This window comes from Salmonella sp. 32031103-2018-00083-FB-01-SM-01 (assembly GCF_017571995.1).
Lineage (GTDB): Bacteria > Pseudomonadota > Gammaproteobacteria > Enterobacterales > Enterobacteriaceae > Salmonella > Salmonella enterica.
The window spans coordinates 42,928-58,230 of sequence record NZ_JAGEQL010000005.1 but is presented as its reverse complement, the minus strand read 5'-3'; the positions used below and the strand labels follow the sequence as shown (position 1 = coordinate 58,230).

Genomic DNA, 15,303 nt, shown 5'->3' with positions numbered 1-15,303 from the left:
AGGTATTACCCTCCCTGTCTTCTTAACGCTGGATGACGCAGTTCAAAGCCGTCATCCGGCCTGTTCCTTACAGCTTCGGTCCGGCGCTAACCAGCGCTTCGCCTGCCGGGGTATCCGTATACTTCTCGAAGTTCTCAATGAACAGTTTCGCCAGCGCGGTGGCTTTTTCCTGCCATTGTTCCGGCGACGCGTAGGTGTTACGCGGGTCGAGAATGTGGGTATCCACGCCTGGCAGTTCAGTCGGGATCGCCAGATCGAACAGCGGCAGACGGAAGGTTTCCGCGTTATCAAGAGAACCGTTCAGAATGGCGTCGATAATCGCACGCGTATCTTTGATGGAGATACGTTTACCGGTGCCATTCCAGCCGGTGTTAACCAGATAAGCCTGCGCGCCTGCTGCCTGCATACGTTTCACCAGCACCTCAGCATACTGCGTCGGGTGCAGCGTCAGGAACGCGGCGCCGAAGCAGGCGGAGAAGGTGGGGGTCGGTTCGGTGACGCCGCGTTCGGTGCCGGCCAGTTTAGCGGTGAAACCCGACAGGAAGTGGTACTGCGTCTGGTTAGCGGTTAAACGGGAAACCGGCGGCAACACGCCGAAGGCGTCCGCCGTCAGGAAGATAACCTTGGTGGCGTGACCTGCTTTGGACACAGGCTTAACGATGTTATCGATATGATAGATCGGGTAAGAGACGCGGGTGTTTTCGGTTTTGGAACCATCATCGAAATCAACGGTGCCGTCTTCGCGCACGGTGACGTTTTCCAGCAGCGCATCACGGCGAATCGCATGATAAATTTCTGGCTCCGCTTCTTTCGACAGTTTGATGGTTTTGGCGTAGCAGCCGCCTTCAAAGTTGAACACGCCGTCGTCATCCCAACCGTGCTCATCATCGCCAATCAGACGACGTTTCGGGTCGGTGGACAGAGTGGTTTTTCCGGTACCGGAAAGGCCGAAGAAGACCGCGACATCGCCTTTTTCACCCACGTTGGCGGAACAGTGCATTGAGGCGATACCTTTGAGCGGCAGCAGGTAGTTCATTACCGAGAACATCCCTTTTTTCATTTCGCCGCCGTACCAGGTGCCGCCAATAAGCTGAATACGTTCAGTCAGGTTGAACGCCACGAAGTTTTCCGAGTTCAGCCCTTGCTCTTTCCACTGCGGGTTGGTGCACTTCGCGCCGTTCATGACAATAAAGTCAGGTTTGAAGCCTACCAGCTCTTCGTCCGTTGGGCGAATGAACATATTTTTAACGAAGTGGGCCTGCCAGGCGACTTCCGTAATAAAGCGCACGGAAAGACGCGTGTCGGCATTTGCGCCGCAGAACGCATCAACAATGAATAAGCGTTTACCGGAAAGCTGATGCGTCACCAGACCTTTCAGGTGTTGCCAGGTTTCCTGAGAAAGCGGCTTATTATCGTTTTTACCTTTACCCTTATCGGACCACCACAGCGTATCACGCGTGGTGTCGTCGCGAACAATGTACTTATCCTTAGGCGAACGACCGGTAAAAATACCGGTATCAACGGCAACAGCGCCCAGGTTAGTTAACACGCCACGCTCATAGCCTTCCAGACCAGGATTAAGTTCTTCCTGATAAAGGGTGTCGTAGCTGGGATTGTAAACGATATCCTGGACGTCGTTGATACCATAAGCCTTGAGATCTTGCGGGGTTAAATTGTTAACGCGCATATCACTGCTCCTTAGCCAATATATATTACCGAAAATAGTAAGGTTTTTTGAGGTTGGTTAACCGCGACAAGGCTCATAGATTTACGTATCTGGACAAAATCACGATTGACGAAAAACACTGTGACTCCTGTCACGCAGCGGCGGTTATTATGGCAGGAAACCTACTTTTGTTGTGGAAAATGTTCTGAAAACGTTAAAAGGAAGTGTTTTTGACCGACATAATGTGACTGTAATCGCATTCATGTAAGAAAGTTACGTAACACCAACATTAACAATATCGATTCACCTCTCTGCGTTTTTTTCTGAATTATGCATGACGACGCCTGGCGGTGAACAGATGATGCAATAATGCGACTTTCTCATCATTCTGGATAACGACATGGAAAGTGTAGCGCTTTCACGTACTACTCGCTGGGGTATGTTGCTCACCGGTTTGCTGCAGGGCGTCTTGTGCTACCTGCTGATGGCCTGGCTGGTACCACAAAATAGCGACTGGCTGTTCTATGGTATGCCTGCGACGATAGCGTTGTCGTCAATGCTATTGCTTACCGTGGTCTCTTTTAAACAGCGCGCGCTGTGGGGCTGGCTGGGGCTGACCTTTGTGGTCGTGCTGGCAATGAGCGGCTGGCTGAAATGGCAGGTTGAGGCGGTGGAGAAATGGCGCCTGGCCGAGCTCCTCTGGCTGTATGGTCTCCGGCTTGTGTTGATGGCGATGCTGGTATTACCCTGGATGCAATATCAGTTACATTCGCAAACCGGTTCGGCGCGTTATCCCCAGTTTTATATGCGGTTATGGCATAACGTACTGACATTGTTTATCGTCCTGGTCGCTAACGGACTGTTCTGGCTGGTGCTTCTGCTCTGGAGCGCGCTATTCAGGCTGGTGGGCATCCGCTTTTTCAGCACCCTTTTCTTTGAAACTGAAGCCTTTATTTATGTGACCATCGGCTTAATTACGGCGCTGGCGGTCATTCTCGCCCGCACGCAGTCGCGCCTTGTGGCGGCGGTGCAAAAGCTGCTGACGCTGATCGCGACGGGTTTACTGCCAGTGGTGTCGCTGCTGGCATTGCTGTTTATTGTGACGTTACCCTTTACCGGACTGGAGGCGATTTCTGCGCGTGTTTCCGCTGCGGGGCTGCTATCCACGCTGACGCTGATGCTGCTGCTCCTCGTGGCGATTGTCAACGAACCGCAAAAGCGCGTATTACCCTATCCGCGCGTACTACGCGGCATGATTAGCGCCTCGCTGTGCGTTGCCCCGATATATATGCTGCTGGCGGGCTGGGCGTTATGGGTACGCATTCAGCAATACGGCTGGACGCCGGATCGTCTGTATGGCGCGCTGACGGCGTCTGTCTTGCTGGTATGGTCCTTCGGTTATCTGATCGGTCTGTTACGCCGCGGACGCGACCCTGGTGAGTGGCAAGGCAAGGTGATACTGAGCGTCTCTTTGTTGACGCTGGTGATATTGCTGCTGCTGGCCTCGCCTGTACTTGATGTCTGGCGTATTAGCGTCAACAGCCATATGGCGCGTTACCATAGCGGTAAAATTACTGCGGATCAGATCAGTCTGTATATGCTGGATCACAGCGGCAAACCTGGCCAGGAAGCGCTGAAATCGTTGCGGGATGACGAGGCGTTTACGCAGAACAGAAAGCGCAATCGTGAACTGATGACGTTTTTGCAGAGAAATAAGGTCTCTCCGACGGCGGACGATTTAGCGCGGGTGGTGATGATTGCGCCCGGTAGTCAGAAGCCGGATGCCGCATTTTGGGCGTTTGTCAAAGAGCAGAGTTATTCGGGCGCTTCCTGCCTTGAACCGGATGCCTGCGTGCTGGTGAGTCAGGATCTTAACGGTGACGGTCAGCCTGAGCAGGTGCTGTATAACTTTATTGTTGCCGAGAGCCAGGTCTACGGCTTAAAAGAGGGGAAATGGACGCAGAAAGCGTTCGCCCGACTGCCGGACGGGTTTTCTAAGACGCAACTGTTGCACGCGATTGCCGGGCATCAGTTAGACTCAGCCCCCAAAGCCTGGCGCGATATCATTGTTGATGGTCAGCGGTTGGATGTGGATTACTACAACGAGTAAGTTTTTTGCCGGATGGCGGCATAAATGCCTTATCCGGCCTACGGAGCGGGATGCTGTAGGCCAGATAAGCGCAGCGCCATCAGGCAATGATGTTGTCGACTGAAAGGCGATTAATGAACCTGTGGATCGGCAGGAGAGGCGTTGTTACGGATCTCCGCGATATCCATCGCATTGAACAGATAATGATTGCCGCAGTAATCGCAGTGCATATCGATTTCGCCTTCTTCCGCCAGAATGCTGTCCACTTCTTCATCCGGCAATGTTTTCAGCGCGCCCGCGCAACGTTCGCGTGAACAGGTGCATTTGAATTCAACATCTTGCGGATCGTAGAGCGTGACTTCTTCTTCGTGATACAAACGCCACAGCACGTCATTTGCCGGTAACGTCAGCAGCTCTTCGCTTTTAATGGTTTCCGTCAACATAGCCAGATGGTCGAAATCCTCCGCCTGCGCGTTCTGTGCTGGCATCACCTGGAGCAACATTCCACCTGCCGCCGGTTTACCGTCGACATCGCCGGTACGAATAAACAGGCGCGTCGGCAACTGCTCGGAGCGCAGGAAGTAATCTTCCAGGCACGCCGCCAGAGTATCGCCTTCCAGACCCACCACGCCCTGATAGCGTTCACCCTCTTCCGGCGTAATGGTGATCACCAGATAGCCGTTGCCAACCAGCGTTTTGAGATCCGCATTGTCAGGGATGTCGCCCTGAACGCGAGCCACGCCGCGCATCTGCTGCTGATTATTGCCATTGATCACCGCCAGGCTTAACGGCCCGTCGCCCTGGAGCTGTACCGTAATGTCACCGGCAAACTTCAGCGTTGCGGTCAGCAGGCTAGTGGCGACCAGCAGTTCGGCCAGTACGGTTTTCACCGGCTGCGGGTAGGTATGATTGTCGAGGATCTGTTGCAAGGTTTCCGAAACGGTCACCAGCTCGCCGCGAACGGCAAAGTTTTCAAACAGATAACGATGTAATTGGTCATGTTGCGGCATAATCATCTCTCTTGCGGGTGACAGTTATTCGCTGTCGCCGTGTTTAAATCGTAACAGGTCGCGGCGCTCTTTCTTGTCCGGTCGCCTGTCCGGATGCGGCATGGTCAGGGCGTTAAGCTTGCGCGCCTGCGCCATTTTTTCGCGTTTTTCCACGCTTTCCGCCGTCTCTTCATACAGAGCGACGGCTTCGCTGGCCGGACGGCGCTGTTCGGTGATGGCTTTAACGATCACCGTCCGTTCGTCATTTCCCTGACGCAGGCTAAGGGTAGCGTTCAGCTCGACGATTTTGCTCGGCTTACTGCGCTGGCCGTTGTAATGCACCTTACCGCCTTCAATCATCTCGCGGGCCAGCGCGCGGGTTTTATAAAAACGCGCGGCCCACAGCCATTTATCCAGTCTGACCTCAACGGAGGACTTTTCTTTCATGGCGTCTCCTTCACATCAGCGAGGGGATCAGACGGCGGTAGTCGTTCAGAGACGGATGGCGCGTATAGTGCTTTTCCGCCAGGCCGGAATCAGGATTCGTCACGCCAAGACAGTAGCGAATACCAAACCGGGCGGCGGCGTCGAGAATCGGTTCGCTGTCATCGATAAACAGCGTTTTCTCTGCGCTTATTCCCGTTTCCTCAGTGACAGCGCGCCATAACCGCTGATCCTCTTTGGGATAACCAAATGTGTGGGTGGAAAGTAATAAATCAAGGTGTGAGGCCAGACCGGTATGCTCCAGCTTCACCGCCAGGTTATGTGGATGCGCATTGGTGAGCAGAATCCGACGTTTTCCGCTGGCTTTTAACGCATTCAGAAACGGTACGGTATCGTCGCGCAAAACGGCGCGCGGCCCTTGCGCCGTCGTCATGGCGCAAATATCCAGACCCAGACGCTCGCTCCAGTAATCCAGACAGTACCAGTTTAGCGTATGCTGTACGGCATGATACTGCTGGCGAATATATTCCTGCGCGTCCTGCGGCGAAATACCCTGCTGCGCGCCGTAGGTTTCCGGTACCAGCTTTTGCCAGAAATAGTTATCGAACGCGAGATCGAGCAGCGTGCCGTCCATATCCAGCAAAACGGTATCCACGTTTTGCCAGTCAATATCAATATGCATGGGGAACTCCAGGGTAACGCAATTTGCGCGACAGGGTAGCATACCCTGTCGCACGGCGGCGCTATCAGATGAGATTTTCCGGAGAGACGGTTAACCTGGGATTGAGGCAGCTTTCATAGTATTCCTGGATGTCCGCCATACGGGTACGGTGGCGTTGATAACGTCTGAACGCCTGAATGCCGTTGTAGACCGCGCTCACTATCATTGCCAGCATCAGCAGCGTGGTACCGAGGTAACGCCACCAGCCGGATTTATCGGGGATACGATGCAGGCTGATATGCTGCGTGCCGTTGGCATCGGTATACACGCTGGTGACAATGCCCTCGGCGCTAAATGGCGTCTGCATGAGCGTTTGCGCCAGACGCTGGAAGGCGCTCCACTGTTCCTGCGCGGGATAGTCATACAGCGGCGTTGACGGCCAGGCCTGATCAACCAGTTCGCTGCCTTCATCGCTGGCGATCAGGAATCCGCCGGGAGCGGGGCTATTCAGCGACTGGGCGGCACGCGCGGTCTCGCGAGAAATAAACGGCGCCGTTGAGGTCGTGACCAGATTTTCCAGCGACTCTGCGCTTACGGGGCGTAGCAGCACGTTGACGCCGTCCAGTTTGCCAGCGTTCGCGCGTTTCACCAGCGCGTTCCAGTCCTTACTGTTACCGAGATTAACCAGCGCATTTTTCAGACGCACGCACTCGTCTTCCGCCGCGCACAAATCAGCGGTTTTCAGAACAATATCGCCAAAGTCATCTAATAATACCATGCCCGATTTTTGTATCGCGGAGCGTAAAGATGCGCTGACGCGCGAGTCGTCTTCGGGTTTTGGATGGAGCTGACGATTTACCGCCTGGCTTAGCGCCATCGCTTTATTCACCAGGTCTGATTCCGGTAGCGGTAACGCAGGCGCGTCATTCCAGATGATTTGCGAGCAATCGAACGGCATAAACGGTGAGTTAGACTGGCCGCTCCAGGTCGCCCCGGAATGAATATTACACATTCCTTTACCGCTCAGGTGCAGTGTATCGCCCACCCGCACGCCAGCTTTTTCAAGCTGTTTTACCGTCGTCGCTTCAATGGTTTGCGCGCCTTTCATCCACGATAGCGTGAACTTGATTGGCATATCCAGCGGGATCCAGAACAGCAGCATAAACAACACCAGCAGCGAACCGATAGCAATAACAGTGCTGCGTAACCAGTGCTGCAACGGGAAGTTTTTCACTTCATCATGCAGGGATAAAAACCGGCCCTGGCGAGCGACATGGCGATCAAGGTAAATATCAATATCCGTTTGTTGCCCAAGATCCTGCGTAATGTAGGGTTGCCAGTGGGCAGGGTAAATAAGGTCGATGATGCCCAGCGAAATATTGTTAATCTGCTCCTGATTATTCTCCCCAAACAGTCCCCAGCGGCGGGGCGTTCCCCGCAGACAGTGAATTTCCCGCAGCGCGCTTTTCGACGGCGGCGCAAAAAGTCCCCAAAGTCCGGCTGCCAGCAGCAGGATCGCGCCGCCTATCATCCACGGTACAAAAACGTCTGGTGTTATCAGACAGAAAAAGAATAACAAAAAGGAGGCGACGATTAACAACGCTTCGCGCAAGCCAGCCGGGCGGCTGAGCGCATATTCTTCGTGGGTCTCCTGACGGATATTCAACAGCTCAATCTGCTCGCTCTCTTCGCCGCGAATCGACGCCTGCGTAGAGGCCGTATTCTGTAGCGCGTAGCCGCGCGACTCCTGCATATACTCTTGCAGCGTATGGCCGTTTAAAGAGATCACCAGCGGCAGCGTATCCGTGAGGATCAGCTCAACGTTGTTTTCATCATTGATGTACTGTTCCCAGAAAGGCGGCAGATGGACTTCGACGGAGTCGAGGTAGTAGCGCCATTTATTAGGATCGTCAGTGGTAATGCCGTAGCGGGTGATGGAGTGGGTCAGTATCACGACACTGTTGCTTTCCGCGTTCAGCGTCAGCGAGATGGGCGCAGCACTGGCGCCTGTCGGCCCCGGAACTTGCTGGATCTGGCTAAGGTTATCGAGATAGTTTTCTACCGCGCTGCGCTCTTCGGGCAACAGTTTACGCGTTTGCGCGTCCTGAAAGGCGCTGATCCACGGTAAGCTCCCTCGTCTGGACTTTACCCGGAACCGCCATATTGCCAGTAGAGAGCAGGCCAGCAAAGCAGCTATAAAAATCAGAATGGTGCTCATGCTTTCCCCATCTTACTAAGTCTGTCAGGCGTGGTCAGTCGCACCCTGTCCAATAAACATTTTTCTGTGGTTGGCTATCGGCAAGCGTGGAGTTGAACTTGAGCATTGTAAAGCGCATCCCAGTGAAGGCAAATCATAGCAATACCACCAAAAACGGAATATCAGCAAATTCCTGGAGTTATTTCAACCTATTGACTTTTAATTTGAAATAAGAATTAATTTTTATTACGTTACATAAATGTAAATAAACGGCAATTCGCATTGCCGAAACCGTGCGGTATGTCGCACAATGACCACAGATTACACTGCAAAGATTCTCACAATGAGCAAATCATTACAAAAACCCACCATTCTGAAAGTGGAAACCGTCGCACAATCCCGACTGTTTAACGTAGAAAGCGTGGATCTGGAGTTCAGCAACGGCGTGCGTCGCGTGTATGAACGTATGCGACCATCAACCCGTGAGGCGGTAATGATTGTGCCGATCGTTGATGAGCATCTGATTCTTATTCGTGAGTATGCGGTGGGAACCGAATCCTATGAGCTGGGCTTCTCGAAAGGATTGATCGACCCGGGCGAGACCGTTTTTGAAGCGGCGAACCGGGAGCTCAAAGAAGAGGTCGGGTTTGGCGCGCATAACCTGACCTTCTTAAAAAAACTCAGCATGGCGCCCTCTTATTTTTCCAGCAAAATGAATATTGTGGTGGCGGAAGATCTCTATCCGGAGTCGCTGGAAGGCGACGAGCCTGAGCCATTGCCGCAGGTACGCTGGCCGCTGGCGCATTTAATGGATCTGCTGGAAGACCCCGATTTTAACGAGGCCCGCAACGTCAGCGCGCTGTTTCTGGTACGCGAGTGGTTGAAAGCGCAGGGCCGAATTGCCTGATGGCGCGGCGTTGATCAAGCCAACGGAAAGTTCGTCTCCCCGTTCGCCGTCATCCGCTAAACACAATAAAAAAGGCGCCGGAGCGCCTTTTTTGATCAGAACAGTTCGTGTGTTTCACCATTATCAATAATGGTGGTTCCCACCTCGTGTACCGCCTGTTGTGTCGGCTGCGTGCCTTCGATGAAATACTCTTCACGGCTGTTACCGCCGCTCGCCAGTTGTCCGGTACTGCGGTCGATATTCACCGTGACGATGCCCGGCGGCGGCGTTAGCGGCTGTTCCGGCACGCCTTCCAGCACGGCTTTCATATAGGCGTCCCATGCAGGTTGCGCGCTCTTCGCGCCGCCCTCATAGCCGGAGATTTGATCTTTGATCGCGCCGGAAGCGGTAGTGCGGCCTAAATCACGGCGGTGATCGTCAAAGCCGATCCATACGGAAGTGACGACGCCAGGACCATAGCCGGAGAACCATGCGTCTTTCGAGCTGTTGGTCGTACCGGTTTTGCCGCCGATATCGCGACGTTTAAGGTCACGCGCCGCACGCCAGCCGGTACCCATCCAGCCGGGTTCGCCGAAGATATTGGTGTTCAGCGCGCTTTTGATCAGAAACGCCAGCGGCGTATTGATCACATGCGGCGCGTACTCCTGCGTGCCGTTTTGCGCGACCAGCGCCTGGTTTGCCTGTTCCAGCTCAGGCATCGGTACGGCGCTGTTTTGCTGCTCTTGCGAAACCGCGACCTCTTCCACATTGGTGTTTTCCAGCACGTCGGATTTCTGCGTATTGCCGTAAATGACCGGGATATCGCACTCCGGGCAGGCGATTTTCGGTTTCGCTTCGAAGATCACGCCGCCCTGATCGTTCTCAATCTTGCTGATGAAATACGGGTCGATCAGGAAACCGCCGTTCGCCATCACCGCATAACCGCGCGCAACCTGCATCGGCGTGAAGGAGGCGGAGCCCAGCGCCAGCGATTCGGTATGCACGATATTCTGCGCCGGGAAGCCGAAGCGTTGCAGATATTCCGCCGCATAGTCGACGCCCATGGCGCGCATGGCGCGTACCATCACCACGTTTTTCGACTGCCCCAGCCCCTGGCGTAAACGAATCGGTCCGGCGTACTGCGGCGGGGAGTTTTTCGGACGCCAGTCTGAACCTGCCCCGGCGTCCCAGCGGGAAATCGGCACATCGTTGAGCATACTGGCGAGTGTCAGCCCTTTATCCATTGCGGCGGTGTAGAGGAACGGTTTGATGTTCGACCCCACCTGACGCAAAGCTTGCGTCGCGCGGTTAAATTTACTCTGATTAAAATCGAAACCGCCGACCAGCGCCAGTACCGCGCCTGTTTGCGGGTTAAGCGAAACCAGCGCGGAGTTCACTTCCGGTACCTGCGCCAGCCACCAGTCGTTATCCACCTGACGAACCCAGATTTGCTGACCTGTCTGGACGACATCGGTAACTTTACGCGGCGTCGGCCCCTGCTGTGTATCCGAGCGGTAAGGCCGCGCCCAACGCATTCCTTCCATACGTAGCGAAACGGACGTACCGTCGGCAAGCGCAGCGGTCGCCTCTTGCGGATTAGCGCTGGTGACCACGGCGGGAAGCAGCGGTCCGTAGGTTGGCAACGCTTTCAACGTATCGGTAATTTTTTTACTGTCCCACGCCGTTTCGCCCACTTTCCATAGCACATTCGCCGGGCCGCGATAACCGTGGCGCATGTCATAGTCCAGCACGTTATTACGCACCGCCTGTTGCGCGGCCTGCTGCACTTTGCGGGTGATGGTCGTGTAAATACGATAACCATCTTCGTAGGCGCTTTCGCCATAACGGTTATACATTTCCTGGCGCACCATTTCCGACAGATAAGGTGCGGAGAAGGCGATTTCTGGCGCGTGATAATTTGCGTCGATAGGTTCGCTACGGGCCTGATTGTACTGCGCCTGAGTGATATATCCCTCGCTTAACATTCGCGAAAGCACTACGTTACGGCGCGCTATCGCCCGATCCATCGAGTAGAGCGGGTTAAAGGTAGAAGGCGCTTTAGGTAGCCCGGCGATAACCGCCATTTCGCTTAGGCTAAGCTGGTCGACCGTCTTACCAAAGTAGACCTGTGCCGCCGCGCCAACGCCATAGGCGCGGTAGCCGAGATAGATCTTGTTCAGATAGAGTTCGAGGATCTCATTTTTATTCAGCAACTGCTCAATACGAATCGCCAGAAACGCTTCCTTGATCTTGCGCATCAGCGTGCGTTCGGGGCTAAGGAAGAAGTTTCGCGCCAGTTGCTGGGTAATGGTACTTGCTCCCTGCGATGCGTGACCGGAGAAGAGCGCGACGCTGGCCGCACGGAAAATACCTACCGGGTCAATGCCGTGATGCTCATAAAAGCGGCTATCTTCGGTGGCGATAAAGGCGTTGATCATTTCCGGCGGAATTTGATCGAGCGTAACGGGAATACGGCGTTTTTCGCCATATTGCGCGATAAGTTCGCCATCCGCGCTGTAAACCTGCATCGGAATTTGCAAACGCACATCTTTCAATGTCGCGACGTCAGGTAGCTGTGGCTCAATATAGCGATAAAGGCCATAAATCGAGCCTGCTCCCAGCAGGATGCAACATACTGCAAGGATCAATAAATACTTTACGAACTTCACTGGAGATTTCCCATTTAGTGTCATTTGGGCAGTTTATAAACAAACGCGCGGTAGTATAAAGGCAAGCCAGACGCATTGATATACCCGTTAACGCGACGGGTGATAAGGAGATCGACCGTTATGGCTTTTAAAACCTGGCAAATAGGATTGCATATTCAGCAGCATGAAGCGCTGGCCATCGCCGTTATTCGCGGCGCATCGGGCTGGTCCCTGCAACGTTGGTGGCGACTGCCGCTGATGAACGCCTCCACGGCAGAGGGTACGATTCTTGACCCGCAATCGCTGGCTCACGTACTGCGACCCTGGAGCCGCGAGCTGCCGCTACGTCACCGTATTTATCTCTCTTTTCCCGCAAATCGGACATTGCAACGCGCTTTTCCACATCCGCCGATGCGTCTGCGGGAACGTGAGCAAGTCGCATGGCTTTCACAAACGATGGCGCGTGAGCTGGATATGGATCCGGACTTATTGCGTTTCGACTTTCAGGACGATGCGCTGAGCCCCGCGTTCAACGTTACCGCCGTGCAAAGCAAAGAAATTTCAGCGCTGTTAACGCTGGCGCAAACGCTCAATGTGCGCATCGCTGCTGTAACTCCCGATGCCTGCGCGTTACAGCGCTTGCTGCCGTTTATACCTTCGGGGCGGCAATGTCTGGTCTGGCGCGATGAGAGCCAGTGGCTGTGGGCGACGCGCTATGCGTGGGGGCGTAAATCGGCGCGCGAGGCGACGACGCTGCATGATCTTGCCGCGACGTTATCCGTCGTGCCGGAACATATTTCGTTATGCGCCGAAGGCGAATTCGACCCCTGGCGCGTCGTTACCGTCCGCCAACCGCCGGTTCCGCCGGACGGTTATCGCTTTGCGATTGCGCTGGGTTTAGCCATGGGGGAGATACGCTGATGGCGCATTCTGTCAATTTGCTCCCCTGGCGGCGCCAACATTACGTAGCGCGTCTGCGGCTGTGGTGCGTGGTATGGGGCGCGTCCCTGCTGCTGATAGCAAGCCTCGCGACGATCGCCCGGTTGGTTTTTTGGCAGGAGGGGAGGATTAATGAACTGCTACTGACGGCGGAAAACGGACGCACGACGGCGCTTGCGGCGAACATACCGCAGTTGCAGCAGCGTCAGCGGCAGCAACAGGCGCGATTACAACGTCAGGCGCAGCGTGAACTGACGCAAGCCTGGCAACCTATCTTGACTGACCTTGCCAACCTGTTGCCAGATCAGGCATGGCTGACAAGCCTCAATTATCAGCAAGAGACGCTAGAGCTGGAAGGGCTGGCGAGAACGTTTGACGCCCTGCTCACGCTTGAGACATCGCTTCGTCACTATGTCAGTTTTCCGCTAAACCGCACGGGCGCCACGCGGCAGGATGCGCAAGGGCGCTGGCAGTTCCATTATCAGTTAACGAGGAGCGCCGCCCGTGAACGCGCTCTTTGATATCTGGTACGGGATGTCGCGCCGTGGTCGGGTTTTTTGTTGGTGTGCAGGCGTGCTGTGCCTGGCGCTGACGGTCGCGTTATCTGTGGGCTATCCCGGCTGGAAAACGCTGGATACGCAACAAACGCGGTTAAGCCAGCAGCGCGAGGCCGCCCGACAACAGTGGCGTCATCTGCGCCGTCTGAGCATCGCGGCTGAACCGCTTTTCGGGGGCACCGTTGAAAATCCGCGTCCTTTTTCGCCGTTAGATTTCCAGGCGCCTCCCCTGCGTTTGCTGCACTGGCAGCCATCGGCGCAGGGGGGAGAAATGGCGCTGAAAACGTCCTGGGATGTGGTGCCGTCACTGTTTGTCCGGTTGGCCGAAAGCGAGATGAGCGTAAGTCGGTTTTCATTGCGTAGAGAGGGGGCGGAATTATTGATAACGCTGCAACTGGAGCGCCTGGCGAATGAAGGCTAGCCGTAGTGTATTGCTCTGTTTTTGTTTGCTGACGTTGACGGGAATGCGCGATCCCTTCCGCCCGCCGGAAGATCGCTGCCGGATAGCGGAACTCTCGCAGTGGCGATATCAGGGCGCGGTACGTAAAGGCGAGCGATGGACAGGCATTCTTAAAGATAGCCAGCAAAAATGGCGGCGAGTGGAAGAAGGGCAGACGCTGGAAAACGGTTGGACGATTGTCCGCCTGACGGCGGAAGCCTTAACGTTAACGACCGGTAAAAATTGTGCGCCGCCGCAGTGGCGGTGGCTACGTCAGGGAGCGGACAATGAAGCGATGGATAGCCATAATACTGATAGTCTTGATGCCCGCCGCACAGGCGGGAAAAGCGGCGAAAGTGACGCTGGTGGTTGACGACGTCCCTGTGGTGCAGGTTTTGCAGACTTTAGCCGAGCAGGAGCGGCAGAATCTGGTGGTGTCGCCGGACGTCAGCGGGACATTATCGCTACATCTGGCGGATGTGCCGTGGAAACAGGCGCTACAGACGGTGGTCAATAGCGCGGGGTTGGTGCTGCGTCAGGAGGGGAATATTCTTCATGTTCATTCACAGGCCTGGCAGAAAGAACACAGTGCGCGGCAGGATGCCGAGCGGTTAAGGCTTCAGGCTAATTTACCGCTGGAAAACCGCAGCATTAGCCTGCAATACGCCGATGCCGGCGAACTGGCGAAAGCGGGCGAGAAACTCCTGAGCGCGAAGGGAACCATCATGGTAGATAAGCGCACCAACCGCCTGCTGTTGCGCGATAACCGCGCGGCCCTGGCGGAGCTGGAAAAATGGGTATCGCAAATGGATCTGCCGGTGGCGCAGGTGGAGCTGGCGGCGCATATCGTCACCATTAACGAAAAGAGTCTACGGGAACTGGGCGTAAAGTGGACGCTGGCTGACGCGTCGCAAGCGGGCGCGGTGGGTGACGTGACGACGCTTTCCAGTGATTTATCCGTCGCCGCCGCCACCTCACGCGTCGGGTTTAACATCGGGCGCATTAACGGACGCTTGCTGGATCTGGAGCTGTCAGCGCTGGAGCAAAAGCAGCAGTTGGATATTATCGCCAGCCCCCGGCTGCTGGCTTCCCATCTGCAGCCAGCCAGTATCAAGCAAGGCAGCGAAATTCCTTATCAGGTTTCCAGCGGCGAAAGCGGCGCGACCTCCGTGGAATTTAAAGAAGCGGTGCTGGGAATGGAGGTGACGCCCACCGTTTTGCAAAAAGGGCGCATCCGCCTGAAGTTACATATCAGCCAGAATGTCCCCGGTCAGGTACTACAACAGGCTGACGGCGAAGTGCTGGCGATAGATAAACAGGAAATTGAAACGCAGGTAGAGGTAAAAAGCGGCGAGACGCTGGCGCTGGGCGGTATTTTTTCGCGAAAAAATAAATCGGGTAGCGATAGCGTGCCGCTGCTGGGGGATATTCCCTGGCTTGGTCAGCTCTTCCGCCATGACGGCAAAGAGGACGAGCGACGCGAATTAGTGGTGTTTATCACCCCCAGACTGGTGGCGACAGAATAATTTATGCATAAAAAAGCGCTGTTTTTGCACTGAACGCATCTGCGGGATTTGACGTGCGGATGTATTTAGCATACAAGGAGTACCGATTTGAGAGTCGTGCTTTTCGTTGCTGACGCATTGATTAATGCGCTTTGCCTTGCCGAAGGTGTGCATAAGACCGATGATAAACGGCTGAATGTCCGCTGATGCAGACGTATTGGTTCTGCGGATTGCGCACAATTGTTTGAAAGTAGAGCAATTTGTAGGCCGGATATGTTGTTCT

The 15,303-nt window shown here is 54.8% G+C and carries 13 protein-coding genes; 7 read left to right on the top strand and 6 right to left on the bottom strand.

Annotated elements, in window-relative coordinates; genetic code table 11:
* Positions 1-67: 67 nt before the first annotated feature.
* The gene (gene pckA, locus J4614_RS15315) at positions 68-1,687 is read right to left on the bottom strand and encodes a phosphoenolpyruvate carboxykinase (ATP) (RefSeq protein ID WP_001265689.1); all 1,620 of its coding nucleotides are present in this window, start codon (positions 1,685-1,687) and stop codon (positions 68-70) included.
* Between the two features lie 379 nt (positions 1,688-2,066).
* Between pckA and J4614_RS15310 the strand changes: the two genes are divergently transcribed.
* On the top strand, positions 2,067-3,776 hold the full coding sequence (locus J4614_RS15310; RefSeq protein WP_000446456.1) for a DUF4153 domain-containing protein: 1,710 nt from the start codon (positions 2,067-2,069) through the stop codon (positions 3,774-3,776).
* A gap of 110 nt (positions 3,777-3,886) precedes the next feature.
* Here the strand turns inward: J4614_RS15310 and hslO are convergent, their stop codons facing one another.
* The 4 genes from hslO to igaA form a co-directional block, all read right to left on the bottom strand.
* Entirely contained in the window at positions 3,887-4,765 is an 879-nt protein-coding gene (hslO, locus tag J4614_RS15305; protein ID WP_001135571.1) for an Hsp33 family molecular chaperone HslO, read from the bottom strand.
* 24 nt (positions 4,766-4,789) lie between these two features.
* On the bottom strand, positions 4,790-5,191 hold the full coding sequence (gene hslR, locus J4614_RS15300) for a ribosome-associated heat shock protein Hsp15 (protein ID WP_000660718.1): 402 nt from the start codon (positions 5,189-5,191) through the stop codon (positions 4,790-4,792).
* A 10-nt stretch (positions 5,192-5,201) separates the two neighbouring features.
* Entirely contained in the window at positions 5,202-5,870 is a 669-nt protein-coding gene (yrfG, locus tag J4614_RS15295; RefSeq protein WP_001520508.1) for a GMP/IMP nucleotidase, read from the bottom strand.
* Between the two features lie 64 nt (positions 5,871-5,934).
* A complete protein-coding gene (gene igaA, locus J4614_RS15290) occupies positions 5,935-8,067 on the bottom strand; it encodes an intracellular growth attenuator protein IgaA (protein WP_000104092.1) in 2,133 nt (710 codons plus the stop codon).
* Between the two features lie 322 nt (positions 8,068-8,389).
* On the opposite strand from igaA, the gene nudE reads away from it, so the two are divergent.
* Entirely contained in the window at positions 8,390-8,953 is a 564-nt protein-coding gene (gene nudE, locus J4614_RS15285; RefSeq protein WP_000045725.1) for an ADP compounds hydrolase NudE, read from the top strand.
* A gap of 95 nt (positions 8,954-9,048) precedes the next feature.
* Here the strand turns inward: nudE and mrcA are convergent, their stop codons facing one another.
* The gene (gene mrcA, locus J4614_RS15280) at positions 9,049-11,601 is read right to left on the bottom strand and encodes a peptidoglycan glycosyltransferase/peptidoglycan DD-transpeptidase MrcA (RefSeq protein WP_000673818.1); all 2,553 of its coding nucleotides are present in this window, start codon (positions 11,599-11,601) and stop codon (positions 9,049-9,051) included.
* 120 nt (positions 11,602-11,721) lie between these two features.
* On the opposite strand from mrcA, the gene J4614_RS15275 reads away from it, so the two are divergent.
* The 5 genes from J4614_RS15275 to hofQ are packed head-to-tail and all read left to right on the top strand — an operon-like array spanning position 11,722 to position 15,041.
* Complete coding sequence (locus tag J4614_RS15275) at positions 11,722-12,501, top strand: DNA utilization protein HofM (protein WP_208293228.1); 780 nt, start codon at positions 11,722-11,724, stop codon at positions 12,499-12,501.
* Entirely contained in the window at positions 12,501-13,040 is a 540-nt protein-coding gene (locus tag J4614_RS15270) for a PilN domain-containing protein (RefSeq protein WP_001646520.1), read from the top strand. Before J4614_RS15275 ends, J4614_RS15270 begins: the two co-directional genes overlap by 1 nt.
* The gene (locus J4614_RS15265; RefSeq protein ID WP_079826858.1) at positions 13,024-13,497 is read left to right on the top strand and encodes a hypothetical protein; all 474 of its coding nucleotides are present in this window, start codon (positions 13,024-13,026) and stop codon (positions 13,495-13,497) included. The genes J4614_RS15270 and J4614_RS15265 overlap by 17 nt, the downstream gene beginning before the upstream one ends.
* On the top strand, positions 13,487-13,888 hold the full coding sequence (locus tag J4614_RS15260; RefSeq protein ID WP_023208276.1) for a HofP DNA utilization family protein: 402 nt from the start codon (positions 13,487-13,489) through the stop codon (positions 13,886-13,888). The genes J4614_RS15265 and J4614_RS15260 overlap by 11 nt, the downstream gene beginning before the upstream one ends.
* A complete protein-coding gene (hofQ, locus tag J4614_RS15255) occupies positions 13,803-15,041 on the top strand; it encodes a DNA uptake porin HofQ (RefSeq protein ID WP_023208277.1) in 1,239 nt (412 codons plus the stop codon). Before J4614_RS15260 ends, hofQ begins: the two co-directional genes overlap by 86 nt.
* Positions 15,042-15,303 lie beyond the last annotated feature (262 nt).